This window comes from Endozoicomonas sp. G2_2, from assembly GCF_017744135.1.
GTDB lineage: Bacteria > Pseudomonadota > Gammaproteobacteria > Nevskiales > Salinisphaeraceae > Salinisphaera.
On record NZ_JAGHQU010000002.1, the window covers coordinates 86,781 to 102,133 of the forward strand.

Below are 15,353 nucleotides of genomic sequence, written 5' to 3' on the forward strand. Positions count from 1 at the left end.
CTATGGCCGGGCGCAAGCAGGCCAAGCGCGAAGTCGAGGCGCTACAGACCGAATTGCAGCGTCTGCAGCTGGCCTACGCGCGCCAGGGCCGCAGCGCGGTGGTGGTTCTGGAGGGCTGGGATGCAGCCGGCAAGGGCGGACTGATCCGTCGCATCGGTTGGGTGCTGGACCCGCGCACGCTCTCGGTCTGGCAGATTGGCGCGCCGGACGCCGTCGAACGTCGTCAGCACTGGCTGCAGCGTTTCTGGGCTCGTATCCCGCCTGCGGGCGAGATCGCAATATTCGATCGCAGCTGGTACGGGCGGGTACTCGTCGAGCGGGTCGAGGGTTTTGCCAGCGCGCAGACATGGCACCGCGCGTACGACGAAATCAACGGCTTCGAGCAGACCCTCGTCGACGACGGCATTCGGGTGGTGAAACTGTTTCTGGATATCGACAGCGCGACCCAGCTAGAACGCTTCGTGGCGCGTTACGAGAATCCGGCAAAGCGCTGGAAGCTGACCGCCGAGGACATCCGCAATCGCGGCCGCTGGGGCGCCTACGAGAGCGCCTATGCAGACATGTTCGCGCGCTGCTCGACGCGCGTCGCGCCTTGGCATCGTATCGACGCGAACGACAAGCGACGCGCACGTGTCGAGGCCCTGCGCGTGATCGTCGATACGCTGGGCGCCGGTGTCGACACGGCACTGCCCGCGCCGGATACCGCGGTCGAGACCTTCATGGACGCATTGGGGCCAGGCGGGCGCTAGGGCATCATCCGTCGCGGTCGGTGCCCTTGGCCTGGCGGGCGACGTCCATGAGCGGCTCGATCAGGTCCATCGGCAGCGGGAACACGATGGTCGAGTTGTTCTCCCCGGCAATGTCCACGAGTGTTTGCAGATAGCGCAGCTGCAGGGCCTGGGGCTCGCGCGCGAGCTGTTCGGCTGCGCCACGCAGATTCTCTGCTGCTTGCATTTCGCCCTCGGCGTTGATGACCTTGGCGCGCCGTGCGCGTTCGGCCTCGGCCTGGCGCGCGATGGCGCGCGTCATGCTCTCGTCCAGATCGACCTGTTTGATCTCGACATTGGCGACCTTCAGGCCCCAGGCATCGGTATGCCGATCGAGAATTTCCTGGATATCGGCATTGAGCTTGTCGCGTTCGGCGAGCATCTCGTCGAGCTCGTGCTTGCCGAGCACGCTGCGCAGGGTGGTCTGGGCCAGCTGGCTGACCGCATCGTAGAAGTGCTCGACCTCCACGATCGCCTTGTCGGCATTGATTACGCGGAAGTACACCACCGCGTTCACCCGTACCGACACGTTGTCGCGCGATATCACGTCCTGCGGCGGCACGTCGAGTACCACCACGCGCATGTCGACCTTCACCATCTTCTGAATGATGGGGATCACCAGGAACAGGCCGGGGCCCTTCACGCCGGTCATGCGGCCGAGGGTGAACATCACGCCGCGCTCGTATTCCGGCAGGATCTTGATCGACGCGAAGATCAGGAGCGCCAGAAGGACGATGATGGCGAAGCCGAAATTGATGAACATGACTATCTCCTAGGGGATGGCCGCAGGAAAGACCGGTTCGGCGACGGGCCGCCGGTCGTGAATGGCTGATCCGCCGGGCCGGCGGGCCGCACGAACACCTTCAGGCCTTCGGCGGCGGTGACGATCAGTCGGTCGTCGCGCGCGACCGGCGCGGTGCTCTGCGCCAGCCAGGATTCGCCGTGCAGCAAAACACGGCCTTCGTGCTCGAAGTCGGCCAGCGCCACGCAGCGCGCGCCGATGAGACCGGCGTGGCCGGTCTGAACCGATTCGCGGCGCGAGCGCAGAAACAGGTAGAGAATGAGAAAGAGCAGCAGCGCGCTGGCGACCGCGATGCCGCCGATTACGCCAAAGGGGATCTCGAAGCCGGGTACGTCGGTATCCATGAGCATGATCGATCCGAACACGAAGGCCGTGACGCCACCGAGTCCGAGGATACCGAAGCTCGGCGCGAACATCTCGGCCACCATCAGGCCCGCGCCGAGCGCGATCAGCGCAAGACCCGCATAGTTGACCGGCAGTACCTGAAACGCGAACAGCGCGCATACGAGGCTGATCGCGCCGACCACGCCGGGTACGGCCGCGCCGGGATTCAGGCCTTCCAGAATCAGGCCGTAGATGCCGATCATGAACAGCAGATAGGCCACGGTGGGGTTGGTGATGACCGACAGGAGTTCGGTCTGCCAGCCGGGCTCGCGTCGATCCACGGTCGCATTCTTTGTGGAAAGCTGCTGGACGCCGGCGGCCGTCTCCACGCGGCGACCGTCGATGGCGCCGAGCAATTCACGCGTGTTCGCGGCCATCAGGTCGATGACGTTATCGTCGAGTGCGGCCTGCGCGGAAAGGCTCACGCCTTCGCGAACCGCCCGTTCGGCCCAGTCCGCGTTGCGCCCGCGCTGCTCGGCAAGCCCGCGAATATAAGCCACCGCGTCGTTGACGACCTTGCGTCGCTTGGCGGTGGCATCGTCGGCGCCGGCGCGCGCCACGCCGGACGCATTCTCGTCTTCCGGTTCGCCGTTCTCCTCGTCGTTCGTCTTGTCCTCGTCCGACGCTTTGGGCGTTTCCGCATCGCCGAAACCGCCGCCGAGTGATACCGGCGTCGCTGCCCCGAGATTGGTGGCGGGCGCCATGGCCGCGATATGACTCGCGTAGAGAATATAGGTGCCGGCACTCGCCGCCCGGGCGCCGCCCGGCGCCACGTGGCCGATTACCGGGACCGGGGACGCGAGGATCGCCTTGACGATATCGCGCATGGCGCCGTCCAGGCCGCCGGGGGTATCGATGCGCAGAACCACTGCCGATGCACCGGCCGCGTCCGCGTCCTCCAGTTCGGTTCGCACGAAACGGCTGGTGGCAGGGCCGATGGCGCCTTCGATCGCGATTTCGCGTACTGCGGTGTTCGCGTCCTGGGCCACAACGCGGCTCGCGCTGCCGATGAAAACGGCGGCGAATGCGAGCAGAACCAGCAGACAGCGCGATGTACAGGCCATGACCGAATTACGCTGCCATGCCGCGCCGCGATGCGAAAGCCCGCGTCGTTTCGCGGTGTCCGGGGTCAGTCGAGACGCTCATAGAGCGCGACCAGTTGCTGGGTGACCTTGTGCTGGGGCGCATAGTGGATGAGCGGGACAGACGCATCGTGGGATTCGCGCACTTTCACCGAAGACGTGATACGGGTCTCGATCAGGGGGTGGCCTTCGGCACCCAGTTCCTCGAGCATGCGCGCGGGCAGCTTGGCGCGGGCCTGAAACTGGTTGACCACGATGCCGTCGATGACGAGATCCGGATTGTGGTCGTCCTGGATCTCATGGATGTTGTCGAACAGCGAATACAGGGCCTGGCGCGCGAAATCGTCGCAGTCGAACGGAATCAGGCAGCGATCGGCCGCGATCAGCGCGGACTGGGAATAGAAATTCAGTGCCGGCGGCGTATCGATGAACACGCAGTCGAAGCCGTCGAGGCGCTCGAGCGACTGCTTGAGCTTGTAGATCTTGTGCTTGGCCTCGAGCTTGACGCGCAGTTCCTCGAGATCCGGATGCGCGGCCATCACCGACAGGTTTTCGAACGGCGAGGGCGTGATGAAATCCTCGAGGCCGCCGCTGCGACGGCTGCGCGACAGGATGGACTCGAAGAAATCCGCGCTGCCGGCGTCGGCCTGACGATCGGCCGAAGACAGCAGGTACTGGCTGGCGTTGCACTGGGCGTCGAGGTCGATGACGAGCGTGCGCTTGCCGCGGGCCGCTGCGATGGCCGCCAGGTTGCAGAGCAGGGTGGTCTTGCCCACACCGCCTTTCTGATTGAACACCACGCGACGCGTCATCGGCCAACTCCTCGGGAAAACGGTTGTTGTCGGTTGCGAGGGCGCCGGTCTGCCTGAAAAATCCGGCTTTTCGCTGTCGTCGAGCTTAGCGGGCTGTCGGCGCCTCGTCGAGCGCGCGCACGACCGCCGGCAGCGCGCGGCTGGCCCGTTCGGCAATGCGAATATCGACCGCGCCGGACACGGCTGTCGGCTGGGGATTGACCTCGATCACGGTCGCGGGGCCGGCTACGGCCTGTTCGACCAGGGCCGCCGCCGGATAGACCTGGTTCGAGGTGCCTACCACCAGCACGCAGTCGCAGTGCTCGAGTTCGACCTGGGCGCGCTCGAGCGCAGCCACGGGCAGCATCTCCCCGAACCATACGACGCCGGGGCGCGTGAGCGCCCGGCATTGCGGGCAGCGCGAAAACGGCGCGTTCTCGTCCGGTTCGGCGACTGGCAGCACGGTTTCATGGCCACAGTTCGGGCAGCGATCGCGCCAGATGTTGCCGTGCAGTTCGGCGATATCACGGCTGCCGGCCGCGGCATGCAGGCCATCGACGTTCTGCGTGGCCACGACCACCGGCAGGTGGCGTTCGAGTGCGGCGATCGCCTCGTGGCCCGGGTTCACCCCGCCGCGGGCAATGAGGGCACGACGCCAGCGATACCAGCCCAGCACACGTTCGGGCTGTGCCGCGAAGGCTTCGGGAGTGGCGAGATCCTGGGGCGAGAACCGGGCCCATAGCCCGGTCTGGGCTTCGCGGAAGGTCGGGATGCCGGATTCCGCCGAAATGCCGGCGCCGGAGAGCACTAGCAGCCGTCGGGCGCCCGCCAGGGCTGTCGCGGCAGCGTCGATCGGATCGTGCTGTGTCATCGAAAACGCGCCGGCCCCATACCGGCCATTAAGGAATGCCGCCGCCCAGCTTACGGGCCGGCTGCGGTGACGTCACACGCGAGCCGGCGGCTAGCGCCGCGAGCGCGGCGCCTTCACCGGGCGCCGGCGCGGCATCCACTGCACGTGATAGAGATCGTGGCGCCGATCCAACATGTTCTGTACCGACCCGGTCGTGCGCGCGTCCTGCAGCACGTCGAGACGCACATCGGCGATCGCCACCATCTCCACGTTGGGGGTGGTGTCGGCGGCGATGCCGTCGCGGGCGAAGGCGAAATCGCAGGGGGTGATGATCGCGCTCTGGCCGTAGTGCAGATCCATGGCGTGGATACGCGGCAGGTTGCCGACGTTGCCGGCGGTGGCGACATAGATCTGGTTTTCCACCGCACGGGCATGGGCCGAGTAGCGCACGCGCAGATGGCCGTTGCGGTCTTCAGTGGAGAACGGCACGAACAGCATGTTCACGCCCTGATCCGCGAGATGCCGGCAGAGTTCGGGGAATTCGCTGTCGTAGCAGACCAGCACGCCGATCGGCCCGCAGTCGGTCTCGATCGCGTTGAGCGAGTCGCCGCCGACGATGTTCCAGTAGTGGCGTTCGCCGGGGGTCGGGTGAATCTTGGGCTGCTGGTATTCGGAACCGTCGCGCAGGTAGATATAAGCGATGTTCTGCAGGTCTTCACCGACGCGCGTCGGGTGCGAACCGGCGATGATGTTGATATTGAACTTCACCGCCAGCGAAGCCATGAGCTCGCGGAATTCATCGACGAAATCGGCGAGCCGCTGGATGGCCGCGCGATGTCGCAGTTCCTCGTTCTTGATCGACAGCAGCTGGACCGTGAACAGCTCGGGGAAAACCACGAAGTCCGCCTTGGCGTCCGCGGTCTCCTGTACGAAGTAGGTCACGATCTGCGCGAACTCGTCGAAGGAGTCGATCGCGCGCTGGCCGTACTGAACGGTGGCGATACGCACGGTGGCCGGGCGCTGCAGGTGCACATGCGAGTCGCCGACCACGTCCTCACGATACTTGTATTCCGGGTTGCGCCAGAGCAGGTGGGCGCCGTAGCCCATGGAGGCCTCGTCCGGCGGCAGGTAGTTCGGCATCACCCCGAGCAGCTCATAGCCCTGGTTGAGCTGAAAGCTCAGGACCGAATCGCGGATCTCCTTGTTTGCCACCGCCTCGACATAGGCCTCGGCGCTGCCGTATTTCTTGTAACGGCGTTTGAGGCCCGGCAGCCGCCCGGAAAAGACGATGCCCTTGAGACCGAGCTTCATGCACAGTGCTTCGCGCTCGCGGTAGAGCCGCTGGCCGATGCGCAGGCCGCGGGCTTCCGGGTCCACGCAGATCTCGTAGCCGTAGAGATAGTCGCCGTCGGTATCGTGCGTGGAGCCGTAACCGTTGCCGGTGATACGCGCCCAGGTATGCGGACGCATGACCTGATCCTCCGGCAGGCACAGCGTCGCGCAGTAGCCGACCACGGTGTCTTCGTAGACCGCGACCAGCTGGCCTTCCGGGAAGTTGTTGATCTGGCCACGCAGCTCGTCGAACGTGTAATCGTCGAGGTTGGGGTAGGTGCGCTGCACCACCCGATTGATTGCCGGAATATCCGACAGCTTGGCGGTACGAACGATCAGGCGCGAACGGCTTTGATTGGGCATGGGCAGCTATCCTTGAACAGATGGCGCGATACGACGATCCGCGGTCGGGCTGTCGCCGCGGATCGCTCGAGCACAATGAACAACCGCTGCGCACGATAACGCAGGATCGGCATGGCGTGGCCAGCGCCGCCGCCGGTTTCATCGCGGCAGCGGGCTCAGGCCGGCCGCCGATCAGCTCGCGCGGCCGGCCTTCTTGCGTTCGTGTTCCTTGAGCCAGCGCTTGCGTACGCGCACGTTGGAGGGCGTGATCTCGACCAGTTCGTCGTCGTTGATGAACTCGAGTGCCTGTTCCAGCGTCATGCGCACGGGCGGCGTGAGGTTGATGTTCTCGTCCGAACCGGCGGCGCGCACGTTGGTGAGCTGCTTGGCCTTGAGCACGTTCACGGTGAGATCGTTCTCGCGCGAGTGGATGCCGACCACCATGCCTTCGTAGACCTCGTCGTTCGGCCCGACCATCATCTTGCCGCGATCCTGCAGGTTGAACAGCGCGAAGGCCACGGCCTTGCCGGCCGCGTTGGAGATGAGCACGCCGGAATGCCGCTGGCCGATCGCCTCGCCGCCGAGCGGGCCGTAGTGATCGAACACGTGGGTGACGATACCGGTGCCCGAGGTCATGCTCATGAACTCGGTCTGAAAGCCGATCAGCCCGCGCGAGGGAATGATGAACTCCAGGCGCGTACGGCCCTTGTTGTCCGGCTGCATGTTCTGCAGCTGACCACGCCGCTGGTTGAGGTTGTCGATCACCGCGCCCTGGTGCTCGTCCTCGATGTCGCAGATGAGCAGCTCGTAGGGCTCGTGGATAGCGCCGTCGACTTCGCGGGTCACCACTTCAGGGCGGGCGACGGCGAGCTCGTAGCCTTCGCGGCGCATCGTCTCGAGCAGCACCGACAGGTGCAGCAGGCCGCGGCCGGAGACCTTGAAGCGATCGGCGTCGCCGCCTTGCTCGACGCGCATGGCCACGTTGGACTTGAGCTCGCGTTCGAGGCGTTCGCGGATCTGGCGCGAGGTGAGGTAATCGCCTTCCTTGCCGGCCAGCGGCGACTTGTTCACCTCGAACGTCATGCTCATCGTCGGTTCGTCGACGGTCAGCGCCGGCAGCGCTTCGGGTGCGCTGGTATCGCAGAGGGTGTCGGAGATATCCAGGCCGTCCATGCCGGTGAGGGCGACGATATCGCCGGCCTGGGCCTGGTCGACCTCCACGCGGTTGAGGCCGAGAAAGCCGAATACGCCGGCGATCTTGGCGTTGCGCTTGTTGCCCTCGCGGTCGACGATCGTGATCTGGGTGGCGGGCTTGACCGCGCCGCGCGCGATACGGCCGATGCCGATCTGGCCCACGAAGCTGTTGTAGTCCAGCGTGGTGATCTGCATCTGGAACGGGCCGTCGGTCTTCACCGGCGGGGCCGGCACGCGCTCCGTAATGGTGCGGAACAGCGGTTTCATGTCGCCCTCGCGCACGTCGTCGTCAAGGCCGGCATAGCCGCCGAGCGCGGACGTGTAGACGGTGGGGAAGTCGAGCTGTTCGTCGGTGGCGCCGAGCGAATCGAACAGGTCGAACGTCTGGGTGAGCACCCAATCGGGCCGCGCGCCGTCGCGATCGATCTTGTTGATTACCACGATCGGCTTCAGGCCAAGCTCGAAGGCTTTCTCGGTCACGAAGCGGGTCTGCGGCATGGGGCCGTCCACGGCGTCGACCAACAGCAGCACCGAGTCGACCATCGACAGCACGCGCTCGACCTCGCCACCGAAGTCGGCGTGGCCGGGGGTGTCGACGATGTTGATGCGGTAGTTCTCGTCGCTGTCGGGGTCACGCCATTCGATCGCGGTATTCTTCGAGGTGATCGTGATGCCGCGTTCCTTTTCCAGATCATTGGAATCCATGATCCGGTCGGCCACGTCCTCGCGCGCCTCGAAGGTGCCGGATTGGCGAAGCAGGCAGTCGACCAGCGTGGTCTTGCCGTGGTCGACGTGGGCGATTATCGCGATGTTGCGAAGATTTTCGATCATGAAGGGTGCGCTCGGGGCGTAGAGAAAAACGCGCGCATTATCCTGTATTAGAGGGCTCCCGGCCAGCCGTGACGCGAAATCGACGGCCTGTGTTGGTCAAGTGAGCGCAGGGGCCGCTGTACCCTGCATGCGATAATGCGTGGCATGAGTGTTTCCAACCATGCCGAAGCGCCCGGAACCGCGGCGCAGGGCCTGACGCGCGGCAGTTCGTCCTACCGGCGCGCGAACATCGCGCTGTTCGCCGCCGGCTTCGCGACTTTTTCGTCGCTTTACAGCGTCCAGCCGCTCATGCCGCTGTTTTCGAAAAATTTCGAGATCACGCCGGCAGTAAGCAGTCTGTCGCTGTCGGTGAGTACCGGCGTGCTCGCCTTCACGCTTTTTCTCGCCGGGCTGATGTCGGAGGCCATCGACCGCAAGCGGCTGATGAGCGCGTCGATGGTCGCGTCGGCAGCGCTTTCTGTCGTGGCCGCATTCGCGCCCGGCTGGGGCACGCTGTTGCTTGCACGCGCACTGGAGGGCTTCGCGCTCGGCGGCGTGCCGGCGCTGGCGATCGCCTATCTGTCGGAAGAAGTGTCGCCCGGTGATCTCGGCTCCGCCATGGGGCTATACATTGCCGGCAGCGCCTTCGGCGGGATGAGCGGGCGCGTCATGGCCGGTGTGATCGCGGATATCGGCGGCTGGCGCGCGGCGATCGGCGGGATCGGGGCGCTGGGCTTCGTGGCGGCGATCGTGTTCGTGGTCATGTTGCCGCCGTCGCGTAACTTCACCGCGAAGAAGGGGCTCAAGCTGGCCGATCATTTCGCGCCGATTGCCCGTCATTTGCGCCATGGCGCGTTGCCCTGGCTGTTTCTGTGCGGCTTTCTGCTGATGGGGTCGTTCGTCTCGGTCTACAACTACATTGGCTATCGGCTGGCCGAGCCGCCGTTTTCCCTTAGCCAGACGGCGGTGGGCGCAATCTTCGTGGTTTACCTGCTCGGCATCGTCGCCTCCGCCGTGTTCGGACGGCTGGCCGACCGCTACGGGCGGGCGCCGGTGATGGTCGGCGCGATCGGGCTCATGAGCCTGGGACTGGTCTGCATGCTGCCGGAAACACTGTGGACGATCGTGCTCGGCATCGCACTGCTTACCGTCGGCTTCTTTGCCGGCCATTCCGTTGCCAGCGGCTGGGTGGGGCCGCTCGCCGAAGGCGGCAAGGGCCAGGCGGCAGGTCTGTACCTGCTGGCCTACTACCTGGGTTCGAGCGTGGTGGGTTCGCTCGGTGGCGTGTTCTGGTCTGCATACGGCTGGTGGGGCGTGGCCGGGATGGTGGCCACGCTGCTGCTCACGGGCGTGGCTGCCACCGCACGACTGATGCGCTGGCAAGGGCGTGCGAATCGCGCCCATTTCAAGTGAGTTATAGCTTTATAAATACTCGATAAACGTCTGGTAAAGAAGAAATATATTCAGCGCTATCACGATTGATGCAATCAGCCAGGCGAGCATCGTGGTCAAGCGGTGATTGACCAGAGAACCCATGATGTCGCGGTTCGAGCAGAACAGCAGCAGCGGGATCAGCGCGAACGGAATGCCGAACGACAGCACCACCTGACTCATCACGAGTGCGGTGGTGGCATCCACCCCCATCGCGAGGATCGCCAGCGCCGGTGTCATGGTGATCATGCGCCGCGCGAACAACGGGATGCGGCGTTTGATGAAGCCCTGCATCACCACCTGGCCGCTCATCGTGCCCACCGACGAACTCGAGAAGCCGCTGGCCAGCAGACCGACACCGAACAGCGTGGCCGCGACGGGGCCGGCGTATTCGCCGAGATGGGCGTAGGCCGCTTCGAGCGTGGCGACGTCGACGTCGGCGCCGAAGAACAGCCCTGCGGCCATGACCAGCATCGCGGCGTTGATCAGGCCGGCCACGCCCATGGCGATGAGAATGTCGAAGAATTCGAAGCGAAAGATCCGCCGGCGTTCGTCGTCGCTGCGCCCCACGACGCGCCGCTGCGTGAGCGCGGAGTGCAGATAGATCACGTGCGGCATGACCGTCGCGCCCAGGATCCCCGCCGCCAGCATAACGCTGTGGCTGCCCTCGAAACCGGGCACCAGCCCGAGGGCGAGGTCGCCCATGTCGGGTTGGGCGACGTACACCTCGTAGGCGAACGAGACGATCACCACGCCCACCAGCGCGGTGATACCGGCCTCCAGCGGCCGGAAGCCGCGCCGCTGCAGTTCCAGCAGGCCGAAGGAGAACACGCCGGTAATGACGGCGGCCGGGAACAGCGGAATGCCGAACAGCAGATAGAGGCCGAGCGCGCCGCCGATGAATTCGGCCAGATCGGTCGCGATGGCGATGATCTCGGCCTGGATCCAGAGGCCGATCGTGACCGGGCGCGCAAACCGCTCGCGACAGACCTCGGGCACGTTCTTGCCGGTGGCGATGCCCAGCTTTGCCGACATCGACTGGATGAGGATCGCCATGAGGTTGGACACGATCACGACCCAAAGCAGCAGATAGCCGAAGTTCGAGCCTGCCTGGATATTGGTCGCGAAATTGCCGGGATCGATATAGGCCACGGCCGCGATGAACGCGGGCCCCAGAAACGGCCACAGCCCGCGCAGCCCGCGCTGTCGGCCGTCGAGGGCGGCCTGGGCCGCGGTGATGGTGGCGCTTTCGCCCGGCAGGCGGTCGCCGCTGTCGTCGCGGGGTTCAGCGCGCATCGTAACGACGGTGCGTGACGATCGCGGGCAGGATAGCCGGGATGAGAACGCCGCAAGTGTGACGTTCGGCTGTAAAACTTGGCATCGGCTGAAACTAGCGCCGACGCCTTGGTGCGTCAAGCATCTATCGCCGGCACGCCACACTGGCGCTGGCGGCTTCGAGCCGTACAATCACTGCATGCAGCATCCGAACCTCGACGCCGACCCGACCGCCCGCGACATCATCGCCGGCCCCATTCTCCGCCAGGCCCATAGCGGGCGCATCGTGCTCTGGCTCGCGGTGAGGCGCCCGGTTTCGCTGCAGCTGGCGCTGTATCGAGACGACGACGGCCGCCGCCAGGTCGCGGACGACACGGTCGATCTGGCGCCGTTCCGGCGCGACGTGCAAATCGGCGAACGCGCCTGGCTGATATTTATTGATGTCGATCTCGAGGCGGCGGGCGTGGCACCTCTGGCCGAGCGCCGGGCGGTGGGCTACGACCTGCGGCTGGGGGCAGGCGGCCTATCGCTGGCCGAGCTCGAGCCCGGGCTTTGCTATCCCGGCGAGTCGCGCCCGCGGTTCGTCATCAAAACCGAACTCGACAGCCTGCTGCATGGTTCCTGTCGTCGACCGCATCATCGCTCGGGCGACGGCATGGCACGCGCGGACCGTTGGCTCGGCGAGCGTCGCGACAACAGCGAATCCTGGCCGGTGGCGCTATTGCTGACCGGCGACCAGATCTATGCCGACGACGTCGCCGGCCCGCTGCTGCGCGCGATTCATGCGCTGATCGCCAATCTCGGTCTCTGGCCCGAAACGCTGGAGGGCGCAGTGCTCGACGACAGCGAAGCGCTCTATGCCTGTACTGCCTGCTATTACCGGCGCGACGAGTTGCTGCCGCAGGAAAAGAGCAGCCGGGACCTGCGCGATCGTTTCTTCGGCGGCACGCGCAAGCCGGTGTTCACCTCGGCGTCCTCGGGCAACCATCTGATCACGCTGGCCGAGGTGCTGGCGATGTATCTGCTGTGCTGGTCGGACGCGCCGTGGCGTGGCCTGGAATACACCCGGCCGCCGCTCGACGAGGAAGAAAGCGCGACCTACGACGACGAGGCCGCAGTGATCGACGACTTCGTCACCGAATTGCCGGGCGTGCGACGGCTTATGGCGAATAGCGTCACCGCGATGATCTTCGACGATCACGACATCACCGACGACTGGAACCTCACCGGCGCGTGGATGGATACCGCCTACGGCCATCCGTTCTCGCGTCGAATCATCGGCAATGCCCTGGTCGCCTATCTGCTGTGCCAGGGCTGGGGCAATCGGCCGGAAATCTTCGAAGAGACGGTCTGGCCGTGCGTCGAGCGCTATACCGCAAACCGGGATGCCGTATCCCATGATGCGCTCATCGACTGCCTGCTCGCGTTTCGCGGCTGGGACTTCATCCTCGACACAGAGCCGGGCGTGGTCGTTCTCGATACACGCACGCGACGGTGGCGGCGCTCGCGGCGGCCGTCGAAGCCGTCCGGCCTGATGGACTGGGAAGCGCTCAGCGAAATGCAGACCCACCTCATGGACCGGCGCAGCGTCGTGATGGTCTCGGCGGCGCCGATATTCGGCGTCAAGCTCATCGAGAACATCCAGCGTGTGTTCACCTGGTTCGGCAAGCCGTTGATGGTCGACGCCGAGAACTGGATGGCGCATCGTGGCGCGGCCCATACGCTGCTCAACATCTTCCGCCACGGCAACACGCCGAAAAACTTCACGATTCTGTCCGGCGACGTGCACTACTCGTTCGCCTACGACGTGACACTGCGCTTCTCGGCGGCGCGCCAGAAGATCTGGCAGATCACCAGCAGCGGGGTGAAAAACGAATTCCCGCGCAAGCTGCTCGACTGGTTCGACCGCCTCAACCGCTGGCTCTACGCGCCGTACTCGCCGCTCAACTGGTTCACCAAGCGTCGGCGCATGCGCGTGAACCCGCGTCGGCCCACGCCGGCAGACCACGGCGAACGCCTGGTCAACGGCGCGGGCATGGGTTACGTAGGGTTCAACCCGGCCGGCCAGCCGATCGAGATTCGCGAACTCGGCGTGGACGATTCCGATGTGGTATTCGAAGTCAGCGACGAGGAAGAGGTCTGAGGCTGAACCTAACGGCGCGCGTGTTGCCAGAGCAGGGGCGCCGCATCGCGACGCGGCTTTCATCCCCGCCTGGAGACGAACCGATGACGAGACCGGTACGGATACCGACCCTGGCCCTGACGTTGCTAGCCGCCATGCCCGCAAGCCTGTGGGCACAGAATGCGATCTCCGAACTCGATACCAACGGCGACGGCGCGATCGGTCGCCAGGAAGCGGTATCCGCTCAGGTCGAGGCCTTCAAGCGTCTCGACGCCGATGGCGACGGCCAGGTTCGGCTCGACGAACTCGAGGCCAGCCAGGCCGCGCCCGATGCCGAAACGCCGACGCGCGAGGTAGAGCGCGCCCGCCGCAAGGCGCGCGAGCGCTGGCTGGCGAATCTTGATCGCGACGAAAGCGGCGGGGTTTCGCTGTCCGAATATCAGGCCGCGATGACGCCATATTTCGATCGGCTGGATACCGATGGCAACGGCGTGCTCGACGGCTCGGAACTCAAGCGCGCCATCGGCGAGCCACAATAACGCCAGAGCCGTGCCCGCGGCATCTTGCCGCGGGCACAGGTACGCACGCTATGCCGTGGCCGCCGAGGCATTGCCGACCTGACGTAACCGGGCCGGATCCGGATAGGTCGCGGATACACCCTCATAGTGGTTGAGTTCGACGGTGATGGCGCGCGCGCCGGCTGATTCGATGAAGCGGTCGATATCCTCGCGGATATCCGCGTCCATGAATCGGGTTGCCGAGGCGTCGATAATCAGCGTGCCGCCCTCGGGCACGCCCGCCAGGTGGCTGCGCAACTCCTGGCGATTGAGAAACGACACTTCCGTGTTGAGCCGCAGCAGTGCGTGGTCCCCGCTGCGCGTGAACGACAGCGCCGAGCGATAGTTCGCCCGCACCAGAAAGCAGGTCGCGCACAGCATGCCGACGAGCACGCCTGCGAGCAGGTCCGTGACCAGGATCGCGCCGATGGTGACCACAAACGGAATGAATCGCTGCCAGCCACGCCGATACTGCGCCATCACGAGCGCCGGCCGCGCGAGCTTGTAGCCGGTGTGCAGCAGAATGGCCGCCAGGCAGGCCAGCGGTATCTGTTCGAGCGCAAAAGCCAGAAACGCCACGCTCGCGGTCAGCAGTACCCCGTGGATGAAGCTGGATAGCCGCGTGCGCCCGCCGAACTGAACGTTCGCCGAGCTGCGTACGATGACGGCCGTAATGGGCAGCCCACCGATGAAGCCACTGACCATGTTGCCCAGCCCCTGGGCACGCAATTCGCGATTGGGCGGCGACGTGCGCCCGAGCGGATCCATGTCGTCGACGGCTTCGATACTCAGCAGGGTCTCGAGACTGGCCACGAGGGCGATGGTCACGGCGGTGAGGTAGATGCCCGGCGTCATCCAGTGGCTGAAATCGGGCAGGCGCAGCGTTTCGAAAAACGACACCGGGCCTTCCAGGCCGGGCAGCTGAACGTGGCGTGCGGCGTCGAGTGCAAGCGACGAGCCCGCGAGCGAGGCGCCGGTACTCAGGGCGATACCGAAGGCGACCACCAACAGCGGTGCCGGAATGATGCGCAGCCATGGCCGCTGTCGAACCCAGCGGGTTTCGAACAGCAACAGCAGGGCGAGTCCGCACACGGTGATCAGAACAGCGAGCGGCGATGTCTGGGCGAACAGCGCCTGCGGGTCCGCGAGGCTGGCCTCGGTCTGGGCGCCGTGGCCCAGCGCCAGCGGAATCTGAGTGGCGATCAGGATCAGACCGATCGCCGCGAGCATGCCCTTGATCACGCCGCTGGGCACGAAGGCGCCGATACCGCCGAACCGCAGCACACCGAACAGCATCTGCAGCGCGCCGGCGAGCAGGGTGGCGAACAGCAGGCCGCCGTAGCCGAACTCCTCGATAGCCGCGAGCACGATCACGGTCAGCCCGGCGGCGGGCCCGCTGACACTCAGCTGCGAGCCGGAGGCGAGCGAAATCACCAGGCCGCCGACCATGCCGGCAATCAGGCCGGAGATCGGCGGCGCACCGGAGGCGATGGCAATACCCAGACACAATGGAATGGCGACGAAGAAGACGACGATGCCGGCACGCAGGTCGCGCCCGGCATGCCGGAAATCGAACGGGTTCGATAGCGAAGTCATGACGTTGACTCTTGAAGT

Annotated in this window: 12 protein-coding genes; 4 read left to right on the forward strand and 8 right to left on the reverse strand. The window is 65.4% G+C overall.

The window, feature by feature from the left end; all coding sequences use genetic code 11:
* Positions 1-2 precede the first annotated feature (2 nt).
* Positions 3-749, forward strand: coding sequence for a polyphosphate kinase (locus J7355_RS02610; RefSeq protein WP_209059691.1), 747 nt, complete (start codon positions 3-5; stop codon positions 747-749).
* A 4-nt stretch (positions 750-753) separates the two neighbouring features.
* Here the strand turns inward: J7355_RS02610 and J7355_RS02615 are convergent, their stop codons facing one another.
* From J7355_RS02615 to typA, 6 genes are all read right to left on the reverse strand, one after another.
* A complete protein-coding gene (locus J7355_RS02615) occupies positions 754-1,530 on the reverse strand; it encodes a slipin family protein (protein ID WP_209059693.1) in 777 nt (258 codons plus the stop codon).
* Positions 1,531-1,532: 2 nt separating this feature from the next.
* Positions 1,533-3,017, reverse strand: coding sequence for a nodulation protein NfeD (locus J7355_RS02620; RefSeq protein WP_209059695.1), 1,485 nt, complete (start codon positions 3,015-3,017; stop codon positions 1,533-1,535).
* A gap of 65 nt (positions 3,018-3,082) precedes the next feature.
* Positions 3,083-3,847 carry a ParA family protein gene (locus J7355_RS02625; protein ID WP_209059697.1) on the reverse strand — a complete coding sequence of 255 codons (765 nt, stop codon included), beginning with the start codon at positions 3,845-3,847 and terminating at the stop codon, positions 3,083-3,085.
* Between the two features lie 85 nt (positions 3,848-3,932).
* Positions 3,933-4,697 (reverse strand): NAD-dependent deacylase, encoded by a 765-nt coding sequence (locus J7355_RS02630; protein ID WP_209059699.1) that lies wholly within the window; start codon positions 4,695-4,697, stop codon positions 3,933-3,935.
* A 90-nt stretch (positions 4,698-4,787) separates the two neighbouring features.
* Positions 4,788-6,371: a GNAT family N-acetyltransferase gene (locus J7355_RS02635; RefSeq protein WP_209059702.1), complete on the reverse strand. Its 1,584-nt coding sequence runs from the start codon at positions 6,369-6,371 to the stop codon at positions 4,788-4,790.
* 171 nt (positions 6,372-6,542) lie between these two features.
* Positions 6,543-8,375: a translational GTPase TypA gene (gene typA, locus J7355_RS02640; RefSeq protein WP_209059704.1), complete on the reverse strand. Its 1,833-nt coding sequence runs from the start codon at positions 8,373-8,375 to the stop codon at positions 6,543-6,545.
* 144 nt (positions 8,376-8,519) lie between these two features.
* On the opposite strand from typA, the gene J7355_RS02645 reads away from it, so the two are divergent.
* Positions 8,520-9,767, forward strand: coding sequence for an MFS transporter (locus J7355_RS02645; RefSeq protein WP_209059706.1), 1,248 nt, complete (start codon positions 8,520-8,522; stop codon positions 9,765-9,767).
* A 9-nt stretch (positions 9,768-9,776) separates the two neighbouring features.
* Here J7355_RS02645 and J7355_RS02650 read toward each other — a convergent pair whose 3' ends face one another.
* Positions 9,777-11,081, reverse strand: coding sequence for an Nramp family divalent metal transporter (locus tag J7355_RS02650; RefSeq protein ID WP_209059709.1), 1,305 nt, complete (start codon positions 11,079-11,081; stop codon positions 9,777-9,779).
* A 178-nt stretch (positions 11,082-11,259) separates the two neighbouring features.
* Between J7355_RS02650 and J7355_RS02655 the strand changes: the two genes are divergently transcribed.
* Both J7355_RS02655 and J7355_RS02660 read left to right on the forward strand, forming a co-directional pair.
* Positions 11,260-13,203: an alkaline phosphatase family protein gene (locus J7355_RS02655; protein ID WP_209059711.1), complete on the forward strand. Its 1,944-nt coding sequence runs from the start codon at positions 11,260-11,262 to the stop codon at positions 13,201-13,203.
* Positions 13,204-13,286: 83 nt separating this feature from the next.
* Positions 13,287-13,721, forward strand: coding sequence for an EF-hand domain-containing protein (locus J7355_RS02660; RefSeq protein ID WP_209060142.1), 435 nt, complete (start codon positions 13,287-13,289; stop codon positions 13,719-13,721).
* Between the two features lie 48 nt (positions 13,722-13,769).
* Here the strand turns inward: J7355_RS02660 and J7355_RS02665 are convergent, their stop codons facing one another.
* Entirely contained in the window at positions 13,770-15,335 is a 1,566-nt protein-coding gene (locus tag J7355_RS02665) for a SulP family inorganic anion transporter (protein ID WP_209059713.1), read from the reverse strand.
* Between the last annotated feature and the right edge of the window lie 18 nt (positions 15,336-15,353).